The organism is Enterobacter genomosp. O, from assembly GCF_001022965.1.
Taxonomy (GTDB): domain Bacteria; phylum Pseudomonadota; class Gammaproteobacteria; order Enterobacterales; family Enterobacteriaceae; genus Enterobacter; species Enterobacter cloacae_L.
In genome coordinates this window covers 214,720-228,401 of record NZ_LECZ01000027.1, presented here as the reverse complement: position 1 = coordinate 228,401, position 13,682 = coordinate 214,720, and the positions used below count along the sequence as shown (strand labels likewise).

At 56.2% G+C, this 13,682-nt stretch carries 12 protein-coding genes; 6 read left to right on the top strand and 6 right to left on the bottom strand.

Features of this window, described 5'->3' with window-relative positions; all coding sequences use genetic code 11:
• Window positions 1-87: 87 nt before the first annotated feature.
• Window positions 88-978, top strand: coding sequence for a LysR family transcriptional regulator (locus ABR39_RS19950; RefSeq protein WP_047348356.1), 891 nt, complete (start codon window positions 88-90; stop codon window positions 976-978).
• Between the two features lie 328 nt (window positions 979-1,306).
• A complete protein-coding gene (ansP, locus tag ABR39_RS19945; protein WP_047348355.1) occupies window positions 1,307-2,803 on the top strand; it encodes an L-asparagine permease in 1,497 nt (498 codons plus the stop codon).
• 51 nt (window positions 2,804-2,854) lie between these two features.
• On the opposite strand, the gene ABR39_RS19940 is transcribed toward ansP, so the two are convergent.
• On the bottom strand, window positions 2,855-3,916 hold the full coding sequence (locus ABR39_RS19940) for a YncE family protein (protein WP_047348354.1): 1,062 nt from the start codon (window positions 3,914-3,916) through the stop codon (window positions 2,855-2,857).
• 242 nt (window positions 3,917-4,158) lie between these two features.
• On the opposite strand from ABR39_RS19940, the gene pqqU reads away from it, so the two are divergent.
• Window positions 4,159-6,273: a TonB-dependent receptor PqqU gene (gene pqqU, locus ABR39_RS19935; RefSeq protein ID WP_047348353.1), complete on the top strand. Its 2,115-nt coding sequence runs from the start codon at window positions 4,159-4,161 to the stop codon at window positions 6,271-6,273.
• A gap of 119 nt (window positions 6,274-6,392) precedes the next feature.
• Here the strand turns inward: pqqU and ABR39_RS19930 are convergent, their stop codons facing one another.
• The 3 genes from ABR39_RS19930 to ABR39_RS19920 form a co-directional block, all read right to left on the bottom strand.
• Entirely contained in the window at window positions 6,393-7,061 is a 669-nt protein-coding gene (locus ABR39_RS19930) for a GntR family transcriptional regulator (protein WP_047348352.1), read from the bottom strand.
• A 255-nt stretch (window positions 7,062-7,316) separates the two neighbouring features.
• Entirely contained in the window at window positions 7,317-8,357 is a 1,041-nt protein-coding gene (locus tag ABR39_RS19925; RefSeq protein WP_047348351.1) for an NADP-dependent oxidoreductase, read from the bottom strand.
• Between the two features lie 65 nt (window positions 8,358-8,422).
• Entirely contained in the window at window positions 8,423-8,998 is a 576-nt protein-coding gene (locus ABR39_RS19920; protein WP_008501301.1) for a helix-turn-helix domain-containing protein, read from the bottom strand.
• A gap of 148 nt (window positions 8,999-9,146) precedes the next feature.
• Here ABR39_RS19920 and ABR39_RS19915 point away from each other — a divergent pair, with 148 nt between their 5' ends.
• Window positions 9,147-9,665, top strand: coding sequence for a GNAT family N-acetyltransferase (locus ABR39_RS19915; RefSeq protein ID WP_047348350.1), 519 nt, complete (start codon window positions 9,147-9,149; stop codon window positions 9,663-9,665).
• The gene (locus ABR39_RS19910) at window positions 9,662-10,111 is read left to right on the top strand and encodes a DMT family transporter (protein WP_032656841.1); all 450 of its coding nucleotides are present in this window, start codon (window positions 9,662-9,664) and stop codon (window positions 10,109-10,111) included. Before ABR39_RS19915 ends, ABR39_RS19910 begins: the two co-directional genes overlap by 4 nt.
• 3 nt (window positions 10,112-10,114) lie before the next feature.
• Here the strand turns inward: ABR39_RS19910 and ABR39_RS19905 are convergent, their stop codons facing one another.
• Both ABR39_RS19905 and ABR39_RS19900 read right to left on the bottom strand, forming a co-directional pair.
• Entirely contained in the window at window positions 10,115-10,348 is a 234-nt protein-coding gene (locus ABR39_RS19905; RefSeq protein WP_047348349.1) for a YdcY family protein, read from the bottom strand.
• Between the two features lie 101 nt (window positions 10,349-10,449).
• Window positions 10,450-12,048 carry an ABC transporter substrate-binding protein gene (locus tag ABR39_RS19900; protein WP_047348348.1) on the bottom strand — a complete coding sequence of 533 codons (1,599 nt, stop codon included), beginning with the start codon at window positions 12,046-12,048 and terminating at the stop codon, window positions 10,450-10,452.
• 283 nt (window positions 12,049-12,331) lie between these two features.
• Between ABR39_RS19900 and ABR39_RS19895 the strand changes: the two genes are divergently transcribed.
• On the top strand, window positions 12,332-13,678 hold the full coding sequence (locus tag ABR39_RS19895; protein ID WP_047348347.1) for an SrfA family protein: 1,347 nt from the start codon (window positions 12,332-12,334) through the stop codon (window positions 13,676-13,678).
• Window positions 13,679-13,682 lie beyond the last annotated feature (4 nt).

Genomic DNA, 13,682 nt, shown 5'->3' with positions numbered 1-13,682 from the left:
TTAACAGTAGCGCAAAGCAATCCGAACGATTAGCGTGCATAATCAGATAGGAAATATGATTGCAATTCATAAATAGAGGCAACCGCGATGCTAAAAGATAACTTCAACGACCTGCTCTCTTTTATGGTGGTTGCCCGCGAGCGCAGCTTTACGCGCGCAGCGGCGCAGCTGGGCGTCTCGCAATCGGCCCTTAGCCATGCCATGCGCAAGCTTGAAGCGCGGTTAGACGTTCGCCTGTTAACCCGCACAACCCGCAGCGTGGTGCCCACCCAGGCGGGTGAGCAGCTCTTTGCGCGCTTAAGCCCGCATTTGCGGGAGATCGAGCAGGAGCTTGCGGCGCTACGTAGCGCCCGCGACAAACCCGCAGGCGCTGTCCGCATAGTCGCCGGCGAGCACGCGATGGACGCCGTGCTCTGGCCGGTACTGAAGACGTTTATGCTGCAGTATCCGGAGATTAACGTCGAGGTGACGGTCGATAACGGCCTGACGGACATCGTGGACGGCCGTTTCGACGCGGGAGTACGCCTGGGCGAACAGGTGGCAAAAGATATGATTGCGGTGCGGATCGCACCGGACATGCGCATGGCCGTCGTCGGCTCCGCGGATTATCTGGCACGCTTTGGCGTGCCGCAGACGCCGGAGCAGCTCGCTGACCACCGCTGCATCAACATGCGCCTGCCCACGCGTGGGGGGCTGTATCAATGGGAATTTGAACGCGACGGGCGCGAGCTGCGCGTGCGGGTTGAGGGGCAGCTTACGCTGAACAGCCTGTCCCAGCGCATCGACGCCGCTGAGAATGGCCTCGGACTCGCCTACGTGCCGGAAGCGTCGGTTCTGGCGGCGCTGAATGACGGGCGGTTAGTCAGCGTCCTTGAGCCGTGGTGCCCCACTTTTGAAGGGTACCATCTTTATTATCCAAGCCGTCGCCAGCACACTACCGCTTTCAGATTACTGCTGGATGCCCTGCGGCAGTCATAAACTTTACCACCTGGTAATTATTAAGCGAATCTGATGATTAAATAATCAACCCCGCAACTGTTTTGTCTAAAAATGCGCCACGATTCAGCGTGTTGCGATCGCCGTCTGCTCTGACCACACGATTTCCTTCGACGTGCATCACTTTCGGCACGGTTATATTTTGCGTCGCTTATGAATTGCAGGTAGGATGCCTCGCCATGTTTCGCCTTATCCATACGCAGAATGACTGGGAAGGCGACATGTGTTTGCGCAGAAGCAATCGTTTGTATTGCTTTCTGCCAGGCAGGACTATCACGATAATGGTTCAGACAGGCAAACAGGTAACTCAATGAAAACAAGCAATAAAAGCGCAGCCGATCATCATGCTGCTAAACGTCGCTGGTTAAACTCCCACGAAGAGGGCTACCACAAAGCGATGGGCAACCGTCAGGTTCAAATGATCGCCATCGGCGGCGCTATCGGAACGGGTCTGTTTTTAGGTGCGGGTGCACGTCTGCAGATGGCTGGCCCGGCTCTCGCCCTGGTCTATCTGGTGTGCGGGATCTTCTCTTTCTTCATTCTACGCGCGCTGGGCGAACTGGTACTGCATCGTCCCTCCAGCGGAAGCTTCGTCTCTTACGCCCGTGAATTCCTCGGTGAAAAAGCGGCCTACGTGGCGGGCTGGATGTACTTCGTTAACTGGGCGATGACCGGTATTGTCGATATCACCGCCGTTGCGCTGTATATGCACTACTGGGGCGCGTTTGGCGATGTGCCGCAGTGGGTCTTTGCGCTTGGCGCGCTGGCGATTGTCGGCACCATGAACATGATCGGCGTGAAGTGGTTCGCGGAGATGGAGTTCTGGTTTGCGCTGGTAAAAGTGCTGGCCATCGTGGTGTTCCTGGTCGTCGGTACCGTCTTCCTCGGCAGCGGCAAGCCGCTGGATGGCAATGCTACCGGCTTCCATCTGATAACCGATAACGGCGGATTCTTCCCGCACGGCCTGCTGCCTGCGCTGGTGCTGGTTCAGGGCGTCGTGTTCGCCTTTGCCTCCATCGAGCTGGTGGGTACTGCGGCAGGTGAATGTAAAGATCCGCAGACGATGGTGCCAAAGGCCATCAACAGCGTGATCTGGCGTATCGGTCTATTTTACGTAGGTTCCGTGGTGCTGCTGGTTCTGCTGCTGCCGTGGAACGCCTATCAGGCGGGTCAGAGCCCGTTCGTGACCTTCTTCTCTAAGCTGGGCGTGCCTTACGTTGGCAGCATCATGAACATCGTGGTGCTGACGGCGGCGCTCTCCAGCCTGAACTCCGGCCTTTACTCTACCGGTCGTATCCTGCGCTCCATGTCCATGGGCGGTTCTGCGCCGAAATTCATGTCAAAAATGAGCAAGCAGCACGTACCGTACGCCGGCATTCTGGCAACCCTGGTGGTCTACGTCTTCGGCGTGTTCCTGAACTACCTGGTCCCGTCTCAGGTATTCGAAATCGTTCTGAACGTGGCCGCGCTGGGTATTATCGCGTCCTGGGCCTTTATCGTGGTCTGCCAGATGCGTCTGCGTAAAGCCATTAAAGAAGGGAAAGCGGCTGACGTCAGCTTTAAGCTGCCCGGCGCGCCGGTGACCTCCTGGCTCACCCTGCTCTTCCTGTTCAGCGTGCTGGTACTGATGGCGTTCGACTACCCGAACGGCACCTACACCATCGCGACCATTCCGCTGCTGGCCGTGCTGCTGATTGCCGGCTGGTTTGGCGTGCGTAAACGCGTTCACGAAATCCACAGCACCGCGCCGGTTCATCCTGACGATGAAGAACACGACGCACCGCTGGTAGAAGAAACGTCGCGTTAAGTATCCAGTAAGCATCAAAAAGGGAAGGCATTAGCCTTCCCTTTTTTTATTTTACAGCGCGATACGAATCACATCGTCAGGCTGGGTGGCTTCCTGCTGGCGGGTGGATTTTTGTTTCACCGTCACGTACAGAGTTTTGCCATCCGCTGAGAGCGCCAGGCTGTTCGGGTAGACCGGCGTGTCGAAGGTTTTAGTGACCTTATACGATTTCGCGTCAATCACGCTCACCTTACCAGCTTCACGGTGCGTCACGTAGGCTTCGTTGCGGGCCGGGTTAAACAGGACGGCCAGCGATTCCGGCGCGGCGATTTTCTCGATCACGCTGCCGTCTTTCAGGCTCACTACCAGCACTTCCGGCTGTTTTGAATCGGTCAGGAACGCGCGCTGACCGGCAGCATCGAGGCTCAGATTCAGGTAGAAGTGCTCTTTCCCGTCATCCTGCACCTTTTTACGGCTGATAATTTTATTGCTGGCAGTATCAATCGTCACCAGTTCGCCGTCCGCATTCGTGGTATAGAGACGTTTCGCCTGCGCGTCCAGGGCCAGGCCGGTGCCGTACGTACCGGTGTTGGCAATGGTCTCTTTCAGCTTCAGCGTTGTGCCATCCACTACCCAAACCACGCTCTCTTTCCCCACGCCCGTGATGTAAACGGTGTGGGTGCTGTCGTCTGCCACCAGCTGGCGCGGCTGCAGCGGTTTAACGGTGTCACTACGCTGACGCCCATCCAGAACCACACGCCCTTTTACGTCGCCCGTTTTGGCGTCAATGGCCGTTACCGCACCATTGAGGGTGTTGCCGAACCACAGCGTCTGGCTCGCGCCGTCAAGGGTGGCACCAAAGGGCTTGAGATCGCTATGAATGGCCTGCGTGACGTCCAGCGTTACCGGATCGAGACGATAGACAACGCCGCCCTTGTCTGTTTTACGGCTTTGCGCCGTTGCCACCCACAGCGCGTTCTCCTGCTGGCTCACCGCCATTTCATACGCCCCTTTGCCCACCGCTTTGCGCAGCACCTCTTCGGCAGCATGCGCCTGGAACGTTCCGGCAAACAGTAAAGCGGCAGACAGCAGCGACACGCTCAGACGCGGCGAGCTCAGATGACGTAAAGACATAACAATTCCTTTTCTGAAAAGAGGGTTTTCTGCTGACATCACTTCCTGCAGGCAACGTCATGGCATTGCCTTTTGATAATGAGAATAGTAATCATTAATCAAACGAATGTGGAGTTTTTCTTTCCCGTTTCGCCTTTCATTAACGCAATGTGCGGTTATAGTTTTCAAAACATTTACAAAACATTTAACATGTATGGACATGTTCCATTTGGTTCGTTTATACACCACAACCGGTTTTATTCATGAAAATCATTTCTGCCCGTAAGGCTTCTCTCCCGCTGCTGCTGGTTCCCGTTATTTTGGCGCCGCTTAGCGCAATGAGCGCGGAAGAACAAACCATGATCGTCAGCGCCACGCCGCAAACCGTATCGGAACTCGATACCCCGGCGGCGGTCAGCGTCGTTAGTGGCGACGATATGCGCCAGGCCGCGTCTCGTATCAACCTGTCTGAGTCCCTCGGCAGCGTCCCGGGGCTGCAAATTCAGAACCGTCAGAACTATGCCCAGGACCTCCAGCTTTCGATGCGCGGGTTTGGTGCCCGCTCAACCTTCGGCGTGCGCGGTATCCGTATGTACGTCGACGGTATTCCTGCCACCATGCCGGACGGACAGGGCCAGACCTCCAACATCGATCTCTCCAGCGTGGAGAGCGTTGAAGTGCTGCGCGGCCCCTTCTCTGCCCTGTACGGCAACGCCTCTGGCGGCGTGATTAACATCAATACCCAGACCGGGCAGCAGCCGCCGACCATTGAAGCCAGCAGCTATTACGGCAGCTACGGGACCTGGCGCTACGGCATGAAAGCCACCGGAGCGATGGGTGATGGCACCCACGCGGGCGATGTGGATTACACCGTTTCCACCACCCGCTTCACCACCAAAGGTTTTCGCGACCACAGCGGCGCGCGTAAGAATCTCGCCAACGCCAAACTGGGCGTGCGGATTGATGACGTCAGCAAGCTGACGCTTATCTTCAACAGCGTGGACATGAAGGCCAACGATCCGGGCGGGCTGAACTATCAGGAGTGGCGGGACAACCCGCGCCAGTCTCCGCGCGGCGATCAGTACAACACGCGTAAGACCATTAAGCAGACCCAGGCAGGCCTGCGCTACGACCGCCAGCTCAGCACGCAGGACGACCTCAGCGTGATGATGTACGCCGGCGAGCGTGAAATGACGCAGTACCAGTCGATTCCCTATCAGCCGCAGCTCAAACCTTCCCACTCCGGCGGGGTGATTGATATGCAGCGCCACTATCAGGGCATTGATACCCGCTGGACGCACCGTGGCGAGCTGCTGGTGCCGGTCACCTTTACCACCGGCCTGAACTACGAAAACCTGAGCGAAGATCGTCGCGGATACGAAAACTTCGTGATGAACAACGGCGTGCCGGATTACGGCGTGAAGGGTGACAAACGTCGTAACGAACGTAACCTGATGTGGAACGTCGATCCTTATCTGCAAACGAGCTGGCAGCTGACGCAGAAGCTGTCAGTGGATGCGGGGGTACGCTACAGCTCGGTCTGGTTTGATTCCAACGACCATTACGTTACGCCGGGCAATGGCGATGACAGCGGCGACGCAAGCTATCACAAATGGCTCCCGGCCGGTTCAGTGAAATATGCCGTGACGGACGCGTGGAACCTGTACGCTGCTGCAGGGCGTGGCTTTGAAACGCCAACCATCAACGAACTCTCCTACCGCGCCGATAATCAGGGCGGTCTGAACATTGGCCTTAAGCCGTCCACCAACAACACCTATGAAGTGGGCAGCAAAACCCGCATTGGCAATGGCCTGCTGACCGCGGCCCTGTTCCGCACCGATACGGATGATGAGATCGTGGTGGATGCCAGCTCTGGCGGACGTACCAGCTATAAAAATGCCGGTAAAACCCGTCGTCAGGGTGTGGAAGTTTCCCTCGACCAGCAGTTTGCTGAGAACTGGAAGCTGAAGCTGGCGTGGACGTATCTGGATGCCACCTACCGCACCAACGTATGCGGCGACGCAGACTGCAACGGTAACCGTATGCCGGGCATCGCCCGCAATATGGGTTACGCCTCGTTTGGCTGGCAGCCTGAAGAAGGCTGGTACGCGGGTTCTGACGTGCGCTACATGAGCGATATCATGGCCGACGACGAGAACACGGCGAAAGCGCCGTCGTATACCGTGGTCGGGCTGAATACCGGGTATAAATTCAACTACGGCAACTGGGGCATGGACGTCTTTGGTCGCGTCGATAATCTGTTCGATAAAGAGTACGTCGGCTCAGTTATTGTCAACGAATCCAACGGGCGTTATTACGAGCCTGCACCAGGCCGTAACTACGGTGTCGGCCTGTCGGTCTCTTATCGCTTCGAGTAAGCAAAAAGAAAAGTTTATTTTATAAATAAAATAACGCTCCTGATGGCAATAAGCCATCAGGAGTTATTCACCAGATAAATAATTAGGCGCGGTATATAGTCGCTCTGTTAAATAATCGCTTAGTTAAAATATTGTCGCTGTAAAAGAGAATTCGCCTCATCAATCACCTTAACGATCGCCTTCTGGCTGGCATCAACATCTCTTCGCTCAAGGGCGGAAAGGAGTTCGTCATAGTGATAGGTCGACGCTTTAATGTCGTTAAGCTCCTGGTGCAGATAGTTCATACAGGGCCCGATGCGCACCCAGAGCTGTTCAATTAACGCGTTAAGCGTGGGCATTTCCGCATACTGATAAAGCGTAAACCGGAAGACGCGGTTCGCATGCAATGCCTGCTGAACGTTTCCGTTGCGCATGGCCTCATGGAATACCTCTGACATTTTGCGCAACGCCTCCAGCTTGCCGTCTGACATATTCTGGCATGCGGCAGCAACCGCCATCGGCTCAAGCTGTTTTCTGATGGCGTTAATCTCGTTATACCGCTCCAGCGTCACCTCCGGAACCAGAAATGCCTGCGCCGGCGTGGCGTGTAACGCCCCTGATGACACCAGGCGCAAAAGCGCCTCGCGAACCGGTGTAATACTGGTCCCTAATTTATCGGCGATCTCTTTCGTAATCAGTCGTGCCCCAGGTTTGAGTGAGCCCGTAATTAACGCGCCTTTCAAACTGAGTTCAACTTGCATGGTAAGACTGATCCTTTGGGCTTTTTCTAAGTGATCCAAATCAAGCATGTTCAATTCCTGTAGCTAAAACTTAATGCTATTTTTAAACGCCAGTTTTAATAAAACGACGCTGGTCCGATATATCCTGTATCGTCATGCCTGGTGGTGGGAAGTACGTAAAAACAGCAAAAAAAGCAAACATCATTTTTTTATCGGTTTCGGGCTCATCCAGGATGAGGGCGCGAAATGCCATGTCCATTAATTAAAGACAATATATCGTATCTTCACAAATAAATATGGCGGGAAACCCCGCCATAACGCTGTTTATTTATTGTCACCCGCGACGCGAATCACGACTTTGCCGAAGTTGCGCCCTTCAAGAAGGCCAATCAGCGCCTCGGGGGCGTTCTCAAGCCCGTCCGTGACCTGTTCACGATAGTGAATTTTGCCCTCCTGCACCCAGCGCCCCATCTCTTCCTGGAACTCCTTAATGCGGTGCCCGTAGTCCTGGCCGATGATAAAGCCCTGTATACGAATGCGTTTCTTCAGAATGGTCGCCATCAGGAGCGGCAGACGATCCGGTCCTTCAGGCAGACCCGTCGCATTGTAGCCGCTCACCAGACCACAAACCGGCACGCGGGCGGAGGTATTCAGCAGCGGCAGAACGGCATCAAACACTTTTCCGCCGACGTTTTCATAATAAACGTCAATTCCTTTTGGGCAGGCGTGCTTCAGCTGTTCGGCAAAATCCGCCGCATGGTGGTCCAGGCACAGGTCAAACCCGAGGACTTCTACGGCATGGCGGCATTTTTCAGCACCACCGGCGACGCCGACCACCCGGCAACCTTTGATTTTGCCGATCTGCCCGACGGTCGCGCCCACCGGGCCCGTCGCCGCGGCAACCACCAGCGTTTCGCCCGCTTTGGGTTGCCCGATATCCAGCAGCCCCATATAGGCGGTAAAGCCCGGCATGCCCAGAATAACCAGCGCCCAGGAAGGATGAGTCGGATTTTCGCCGAGCTTCACCAGGCCGCTTCCGTCTGAAAGTTCATACTCCTGCCAGCCGCTGTAGCCCAGCACCCACTCACCGGGTTTGAAATCGGGGTGATGGGATTGCTCAACGCGGCTGACCGTCCCCCCCACCATCACCGCACCCAGCTCTACCGGCGGCGAATAGGATGGCGCATCGCTCATGCGGCCGCGCATGTACGGGTCCAGCGACAGCCAGACGGTACGGAGCAAAAGCTGCCCCTCAGCAGGCGCCGGAACAGGCTGCGTTTCCAGACGAAAATTTTCCGCGACCGGCGCGCCCTGTGGACGAGAGGCCAGTACCCAGCGGCGATTTTGCGAAACAGGTTGATTCATCAGGATCTCCTTCTGGTACAAATGTCATTACAGCCTGGCTCACGATCGGCGTTACCGCATTAGCATTACGAGCCAGACTGGTTAAGCCGTACAACCAGATAGATACAGGTTTCATTCGTTTCGTTAATGAACCGGCAGTCATTTGGCGGCCCCAGCTCCAGACAGTCTCCGGCGTGCATCTCGTGGCGCGTATCGCCCTCCTGAAACACCAGCTCACCGGACTGCAGCCAGATAAGCTGACGCGCCAGCGCGTATGAAGATGCAGGCATCGGAACATCGCTGCCCGCAGGCAGCTCAACCTGAACAAGGTCGATGGGCAGATCGGTGCGGGGAGAAACGTGGCGGCGGAGATAGTGCGTCTGCGGGTCGCGCCAGACGGGCTGGTTTGCCAGGCGGAGCAGCTTGCCCTCCTGCATCTCGGCCCGGGCAATCAGCGTGGACATGCTGATGCCAAACGCGCCTGACAGGCGGGCAAGCAAGGTCGCTGTTGGGCTACTGTCCCCGCGCTCTATCTTATGGATCATGGCGCGGGAGACGCCTGCCCGGTCGGCAAGCTCGCTCAGGGACCATCCGCGAGACTCGCGTTCAAGGCGAATTCTTGCGCTAATCCGTTGATTCATCGTGTCTGTTATGGTGTTCATGACGTCATACTATAGTGTATGAACGGCATTTCAATGGGCTTTTGATAACAAAAAAATATGGCTTATGCCGTAGCGTTCGGGCTATACGGTTGTGTAATATCGTAGCAACAACGTAATACTATAGTGAACAACACACAGAGGTTTAATCATGATCGTTCGTCACGCCTGCAAAGAAGACTGCGCTGCGATAGGAGAGATCTACAACCACGCGGTGCTGCATACTGCCGCGATCTGGAACGATAAAACCGTCGATACCGACAACCGCATCGCCTGGTTTGAGGCACGCACGCTCGCGGGTTACCCGGTTCTGGTAAGCGAAGAAGACGGCGTTATCACCGGCTACGCCTCTTTTGGCGACTGGCGCGCGTTTGACGGTTTTCGCCATACGGTTGAGCACTCGGTTTATGTCCACCCGGGGCATCAGGGCAAAGGCATTGGCCGTACGCTGATGAAGGCGTTGATAATCGAAGCTCGTCAGATCGGCAAACACGTCATGGTGGCGGGAATTGAAGCGCAGAACCACGCCTCGATTCATCTGCACGAAACGCTGGGATTTGTGACGACGGGACAGATGCCGCAGGTGGGCACCAAGTTTGGCCGCTGGCTGGACTTAACCTTCATGCAACTGCAGCTGGACGAGCGCAGCGACCCGGACGCCATCCCATGAATCAGTCACTGACGCTGGCGTTTCTGGTGGCGGCGGGCATTGGCCTGGTGGTGCAAAACACCTTAATGGTGCGTATCACCCAGTCCTCTTCCACCATACTTATCGCGATGCTGCTGAATTCCCTGGTCGGCATTGTGCTGTTTGTCAGCATTTTGCTGCTGAAACAGGGCGTCGCCGGGTTTAGCGAGCTGGCCGCAACGGTACGCTGGTGGACGCTCATTCCGGGGTTGCTGGGGTCGTTCTTCGTGTTTGCCAGCATCAGCGGGTATCAGAACGTTGGCGCGGCGACGACTATCGCCGTGCTGGTAGCAAGCCAGCTCATCGGCGGGCTGGTGATGGACGTGCTGAGAAGCAACGGCATTCCGCTGCGCGCCCTGATAGGCCCGGTGTGCGGCGCGGTGATGCTGGTCGTCGGTGCCTGGCTGGTGGCGCGACGCCAGTTTTGAACGTTACAGAATGACGCCGCCTTTGGTGAGATGCTCCTGGCGCGCCTCTAACTCTTCCTTATGCTGCTTGCCGTGATGCGAGATCGCGGTACGCAGGCGCTGCTGCTGGGTGTAGCGTTCATCGCGGCTCAGCTCAGCGTCATCGCTCAGTTCAATCAGCAGCTCATTCATGTGGGCGATGACGCTCTCTTCAATCGCGGCATCGACGCGGGCGATAACTTCGTTTAAATGTGACATTGTCACTCCTTTTCACGAGCCCGGTGGCGCTACGCTTACCGGGCCTACGGGTGCCAAATGTAGGCCGGGTAAGGCGTAGCCGCCACCCGGCAATAAAACGCTTAGTTCAGCTTCGCTTTCGAGAAATCGCTGCCCATCAGGCTCACGCTGTATCCGGTCACGTTGCTGCGGGTCGCATAGAACGTTTTACCGTTTGCCAGCGCAATCCACGGCGCCTGCTGGTAGAAAATCTCCTGCGCCTGGCCGTAGAGTTTCGCACGCTCGGCCGGGTTGCTGGTCAGCTTCGCTTTTTGTACCAGATCATCATACCCCTTATCGCACCAGCGCGCGGCGTTTGAGCCGGTTTTGATGCTGTTGCAGCCCAGCAGTACATCGGCAAAGTTGTCCGGATCGCCGTTATCGGACATCCAGCCAAACAGCGCGGAGTCATGTTCGCCTTTGCGCATTCCGGAGAGGTATTCGCCCCACTCGTAGGAGACAATTTTGGCCTTCACGCCGACTTTGGCCCAGTCGCTCTGGATCATCTCCGCGATACGGCGTGAGTTAGGGTTGTACGGACGCTGAACCGGCATTGACCACAGCGTGACTTCCGCGCCCTTCTCCAGCCCGGCCTGCTTCAGCAGCGCTTTCGCTTTTTCAGGATCGTAGCTGTAGTCCTTCAGGTCTTTATTAAAGCCCAGCATGTTTGGCGGGATCGGCGATTTTGCCACCGTGCCCGATCCCATAAAGACCGCATTAACGATAGCTTTCTTGTCGGTCGCGTAGTTCAGCGCCTGACGCACCAGCACGTTATCAAACGGTTTTTTCTCGGTGTTGAACGCCAGGTAGCCGACGTTCAGCGCATCGACGGCGTGCAGCGTCAGGTCCTTGTTGTTCTTGATAACATCGAACTGCACCGGGGACGGCGCAGGAACGATCTGGCACTCGTTGGTCTGCAGCTTCGCCAGACGCGTTTCCACATTTGGCGTGATGGAGAAGATGAGATGCTTCGTTGGAACCTCGCCGTCCCAGTAGTTCGGGTTAGCAACATAGCGGATCAGCGAATCCACCTTGTACTGCTGGAGGACATAAGGCCCGGTCCCAATCGGCCAGGTGTCAACGTTCTCAGGCGTGCCTTTTTTCAGCATCACGTCGGCGTATTCAGCGGAAAGAATAGAGGCGAAATCCATCCCCCAGTCGGCCAGGAACGCGGCGTTGGGCTCGCTGAGGGTAAACTGAACGTGGTAATCATCGACCTTTTTAACGTCCTGAATCAGCTTGTCGAGACCCACATCATTGAAGTATTCGTAGTTGCCCTGCGACACATTATGGTACGGGTGCTTAGGGTCTTTCTGACGCATGACCGAGAAAATAACGTCATCGGCGTTAAAGTCGCGCGTTGGTTTGAAGTATTTATTGCTGTTGAACTTCACCCCTTTGCGCAGGGTAAAGGTATAGGTCTTGCCGTCCGGTGAAATCGTCCAGGACTCTGCCAACGACGGAACCGGGGTATTTTTCACCGGGTCGAAATTGATCAGGCGGTTATACAGCACCTGAGAGCTGGCCACAAAAGACGGACCAGAGCTGGCAATTTGCGGGTTGAACGACTCGGGGGACGCTTCAGAACAGTAAATAAGGGTGTCGTTGTTTGCCGCCCATGCGGCACCGGCTGGTAAAAAAGCGCTCAGCGCAAGGGCGAGCAGTGTTTTCCCTGTAGACATGGTTATAACCCTGACAGTTTTATTATATAGGACAGTAATAACAGCACAGGCGTTATGACCTGGCAAATAACGAAACACTATCAGGTTATTCTAAAGCCGCGTTTTTCGCTGGTTTTACAGCCAGCGCCCAAAAAGATGATTTGCCTTAAGTGCCATTATTCGTCAAGCACAACCGTCACTTTCTATGCCGCAAGAAATCGGCCCTTTTGGCGTCTCTTCCTCCGTTTGTTTGCTTCCTCGTTTCGTTAAAGTAACGGTGTGAAGAAGTATATGGGATCAAATCGTGGCAAAAACTCTTTTACGCAGCGGTAACCTGGATGATTTTCAGGCCGTTGGCGGCGGCGGACAAGCCGTTTTTGAATCAGCGTTACAAATCCGGGAAGCGCTCCGGTTGCGCAAACAACAGGCTATCGTCGACTGTCTGGCTATTCCTCAGGTCAACGACAGCGGGGACCGCGTGGACTGGTACTCCCCTGTTGAAGGGAACGTGACCAGCTGGAAAGCGGCCGATGAAGATGACCGCTATCGCGCCCTGCGCTATCTGGAAAACACGCTTGCCAGCGTCGAGTCGTTAAGCAAGAAATGCCTCCAGTCGCCCAAAACCGCGCAACAGCTTTTTGGGTCTCTGCTGTCGAAGGCGTTCCAGTTCCCGGGGGAAAATTTCCTGTTCCTGGTGGACGGAAAGCCGGTCATCAGCTTCTGGGGGTTTGTAAACCTGAACGAAAATGCGCGCGACGATGTCCTCGACTGCCTGCGTGAATCGCTGATCCCTGAGCCTGCCCCCGTTGTCATTGAAGATCCTGAACCCGAGCCAGAACCCGAACCGGTGATGACCTTTGAGGACGCTGACGAGCCGCTGATCGCCCCTTCCACGGTGGTGCGCATTACGCCGGAGGAGCTGTATGAACCCGAGCCAGCTCCGGCGGTTGCGCAACCCGTTCAGGAACCGGCTCCGGCAATTGTCGCGAAAAAGCGCCGTATCCCTCTGTGGACGCTGCCGGTTGCCGCCGTGATTGTTGCCGCCATCGCCGCGCCGCTGCTGTGGCCGAAACAGGCGCCTTCCGCCGAGCCCGCGCCGGCGCCCGCACCTCAGCCCGTAGAGATTGCGCCAAAGCCGATCAAGGCGGTTGAGCCGCTGGCCATGAACTTACCGCTGCATCAGGCTGAAGTTGTGGCGAGCAAAGAAAAAGAACCGGCTCCAGTTCCTGCGCCACAGCCCGCTCCGGTGGTGATTGTCGCCATCCCGAAAGATGCCATGGTGATGGAAGCGAACCAGGTGAAAGCCGGATCCACGCGTTTCCTGAACGGAACCTGGCGCGCCATCCTTGATGTGAAAGATCCGGTGACCGGCAAGCCGCCTTCGCTGCGCTATCAGATCCAGAACAACAAAGGCTTCGCCCGCGTTGTCCACGGCGACAACGTTGTCTGCCGCGCGGAAGTGTTCTCCGGGCTGCACAGCAACGGCGAGCTGATGATTAAGAGTCGCGGTCATGCCCGCTGCACCGACGGTTCCCGCTACCCGATGCCGGAGGTTGCCTGTAAAGCAGGTGCCAGCGATATCGCAGAATGTCGCGCCCGTTATGACGCAAATACCGTCGTCCCTCTGACGTTCAAGAAAGCAGGTGCCTGATCCT

Coding starts and splice junctions, on each gene's coding strand:
- ABR39_RS19905 (WP_047348349.1), bottom strand. CDS start 10,348: ATGTCACATTTAAACGAAGTTATCGCCCGCGTCGATGCCGCGATTGAA.
- ABR39_RS19925 (WP_047348351.1), bottom strand. CDS start 8,357: ATGAATCAACCTGTTTCGCAAAATCGCCGCTGGGTACTGGCCTCTCGT.
- ABR39_RS19910 (WP_032656841.1), top strand. CDS start 9,662: ATGAATCAGTCACTGACGCTGGCGTTTCTGGTGGCGGCGGGCATTGGC.
- ABR39_RS19900 (WP_047348348.1), bottom strand. CDS start 12,048: ATGTCTACAGGGAAAACACTGCTCGCCCTTGCGCTGAGCGCTTTTTTA.
- ABR39_RS19940 (WP_047348354.1), bottom strand. CDS start 3,916: ATGTCTTTACGTCATCTGAGCTCGCCGCGTCTGAGCGTGTCGCTGCTG.
- ABR39_RS19920 (WP_008501301.1), bottom strand. CDS start 8,998: ATGAACACCATAACAGACACGATGAATCAACGGATTAGCGCAAGAATT.
- ABR39_RS19950 (WP_047348356.1), top strand. CDS start 88: ATGCTAAAAGATAACTTCAACGACCTGCTCTCTTTTATGGTGGTTGCC.
- pqqU (WP_047348353.1), top strand. CDS start 4,159: ATGAAAATCATTTCTGCCCGTAAGGCTTCTCTCCCGCTGCTGCTGGTT.
- ansP (WP_047348355.1), top strand. CDS start 1,307: ATGAAAACAAGCAATAAAAGCGCAGCCGATCATCATGCTGCTAAACGT.
- ABR39_RS19930 (WP_047348352.1), bottom strand. CDS start 7,061: ATGCTTGATTTGGATCACTTAGAAAAAGCCCAAAGGATCAGTCTTACC.
- ABR39_RS19915 (WP_047348350.1), top strand. CDS start 9,147: ATGATCGTTCGTCACGCCTGCAAAGAAGACTGCGCTGCGATAGGAGAG.